The organism is Mesorhizobium sp. M5C.F.Ca.IN.020.32.2.1 (assembly GCF_004023105.1).
Classification (GTDB): domain Bacteria; phylum Pseudomonadota; class Alphaproteobacteria; order Rhizobiales; family Rhizobiaceae; genus Mesorhizobium; species Mesorhizobium wenxiniae.
Window position 1 is genome coordinate 1 of sequence record NZ_RZSX01000923.1, and the last position, 2,373, is coordinate 2,373.

General features: G+C 62.2%; 1 protein-coding gene and 1 pseudogene. One reads left to right on the top strand and one right to left on the bottom strand.

Annotation, left to right across the window (positions count from 1 at the left end):
• Nucleotides 1-1,367: aspartate--tRNA ligase (gene aspS, locus EOA86_RS30915; RefSeq protein ID WP_128345084.1), on the top strand; the 1,367-nt coding region annotated here is incomplete at its 5' end.
• 267 nt (nt 1,368-1,634) lie between these two features.
• On the opposite strand, the pseudogene EOA86_RS30925 reads toward aspS, so the two are convergent.
• A pseudogene (locus EOA86_RS30925) lies at nt 1,635-2,373 on the bottom strand (hypothetical protein); the annotation flags it as partial.

Here is a 2,373-nt window from a genome sequence, read left to right on the forward strand (position 1 = left end):
TCGTGGCGCGTACGAAAATCATCGCCGAGATGCGCAAGCGGATGGGCGAGGTCGGCTTCACCGAATTCTCAACGCCGATCCTGACCGCTTCGTCGCCTGAAGGGGCGCGTGACTTCCTGGTGCCGTCGCGCATCCATCCCGGCACCTTCTACGCGCTGCCGCAGGCGCCGCAGATATACAAGCAACTGATCATGGTTTCGGGCTTCGACCGTTACTTCCAGATCGCGCCGTGCTTCCGCGACGAGGATCCGCGCGCCGACCGCCTGCCGGGCGAATTCTACCAGCTCGACGTGGAAATGAGCTTCGTCGAGCAACACGACGTGCTGGCGACCATGGAGCCGGTGATGCGCGGTGTGTTCGAAACCTTTGCCGCCGGCAAGCCGGTGACGCAGGAGTTTCCGCGCATCGCCTATGACGTCGCCATGCGCAAATACGGCACCGACAAGCCGGACCTGCGCAACCCGATCGAGATGCAGGCGGTCTCTGATCATTTCCGCGATTCCGGCTTCAAGGTGTTCGCCAATATCCTCGCCAACGACCCGAAGGCCGAGGTCTGGGCCATTCCGGCCAGGACCGGCGGTTCGCGCGCCTTCTGCGACCGCATGAATTCCTGGGCGCAAGGCGAGGGCCAGCCGGGCCTCGGCTATATCTTCTGGCGAAAGGAAGGCGAGAAGCTCGAAGGCGCCGGGCCGCTCGCCAAGAACATCGGCGAGGAGCGCACCGAGGCGATCCGCCAGCAACTCGGTCTTGCCGATGGCGACGCCGCCTTCTTCGTCGCCGGCGACCCAAAGAAATTCGTCTCGTTCGCGGGCGCGGCGCGCACTCGCGCCGGCGAGGAGCTGAACCTTGTCGACCGCGACCGCTTCGAACTGTGCTGGATCGTCGACTTTCCCTTCTTCGAATGGAACGAGGACGAGAAAAAGATCGATTTCGCCCACAATCCGTTTTCCATGCCGCAAGGCGGCATCGACGCGCTCAACGGCGAGGATCTGCTTGGGATCAAGGCGTTCCAGTATGACATGGTCTGCAATGGTTTCGAGATCGCGTCTGGCGGAATCCGCAACCATCTGCCGGAAACCATGGTCAAGGCGTTCGAGACTGTCGGGCTGGACCGCGAGACGGTCGAGGAGCGCTTCGGCGGCCTCTACCGCGCCTTCCAGTACGGCGCACCGCCGCATGGCGGCATGGCGGCCGGCATCGACCGCGTCGTCATGCTGCTGGTCGGCGCCAAGAACCTGCGCGAAGTGACGATGTTCCCGATGAACCAGCAGGCCTATGACCTGTTGATGAGCGCGCCGTCGGAAGCCAGCCCGCAGCAGCTCCGCGAACTATCGCTGCGCGTCGCCGTGACCAAGAAAGAGGCTTAAAACCTCCAGCAACCGATTCTAAACGCTGTCGGTTTGCGCTGCCCCTCATTGCCCTGCCGGGCATTTCTCCCCGTATACTGACGGGGAGAAAGACGCCGTCACGAATGGTTTCGTCAGCTGCCTGCGTTGCAAAATGGGCGCCAAGGTCGCGGCCATTTCCCTTCTCCCCGTCACTATACGGGGAGAAGATGCCGGCAGGCGGATGAGGGGCGGCGCTGACACTTCCAATGTAAGCGCATTTTGCAGAACCGGCCAGAGACGTGCCGGTCAGTCTTCGTTCGCCTTGACCGTCACGCCAAGCGTCTTCGGCAGGTCGAGCGGGTTGGACATGGCGCCCGCCATGATCAGCGCGAACGGCACTGCCGCCGGCGGCTCGGCCAAGATCTCGAGGCTCTGCGGATCGTCGAGAAATTTGCCGACTGCCGCCGACACCTGCGCCGTCAATTCGGGATTGTTGAGCTGCGCCATGCCGAAAGGCACGATCGCCTTGGCCTGGTTGGCGATGTCCTTGCCGGACATGCCTTGCTGCTTGCCGACGTAGTCCAGCACCTTGTTGGTCAGCGAATCGTCGTCGAAGCGAATCGAAGCGCTGTTGAATGAAAGCTGCTGCAGGACGCCGAGCATGGCCATGCCTTGCGCCGAGTTGTCGGCGCCTTCGGGCTGAGCCGCTATCTTCTTCTGCATCTCCTGCAGCGACTTGATGACGTCCAACGTGTAGCCGCCGAGACCGAAGGTCATGCCAAGCGTTCCGGCATTGTCGACGGAGATGTCGTATTTCGACAGCTCCATCTTGCCGTCCGCAGGCTGCCAGGTGCCCTTCATTTCAAGGTTCCCGGTGATGTTCTGGTAACCGAGCGCGTTGATCACGTCCTTGGACTTCGGGTCCTCGACCAGCGTCAGGTCGGCATTGAACTTTTCCGTGGTTCCGGAAAATTCCATCGCCTTGCCGTCGGCCGGTGGGGTGATTTCGATGGCGAGTCCGTCCATCGAGAATGCGGTCCTGTCT